1 protein-coding gene is annotated in these 290 nt (G+C 45.9%); it reads right to left on the reverse strand.

The window, feature by feature from the left end:
- Positions 1-214 (reverse strand): type 1 glutamine amidotransferase family protein (locus tag PZE06_RS28870; protein WP_483314105.1); only part of this gene is annotated, 214 nt, incomplete at its 3' end.
- Between the last annotated feature and the right edge of the window lie 76 nt (positions 215-290).

The following is a 290-nucleotide window of genomic DNA, read 5'->3' on the forward strand; positions in this document are numbered from 1 at the left end:
CAGCTTGGGCTAATTTTTTCAACTCGTCCATAAAATCATACTTATCGATCAATCGCCTAATCGCTGTACTTACCCCACCTGGCATAACAAGCCCTTCTACATTTGCCAACTGCTCTTTTTTCTTGATCACTACCGCTTCAGCCCCACACGCCTCGATAGCTTGAACATGCTCCCTAACTGCGCCTTGCAGTGACAGTACTCCTACTTTTATCATCTTTTACCAACCGCGTTCTTGCATGCGAGCTTCAGGGGCTAATGTAGAAATTTCGATCCCTTTCATCGGTGTTCCT

The sequence above is a fragment of the Robertmurraya sp. DFI.2.37 genome, from assembly GCF_029211245.1.
GTDB lineage: Bacteria > Bacillota > Bacilli > Bacillales > Cytobacillaceae > Robertmurraya > Robertmurraya methanolica_A.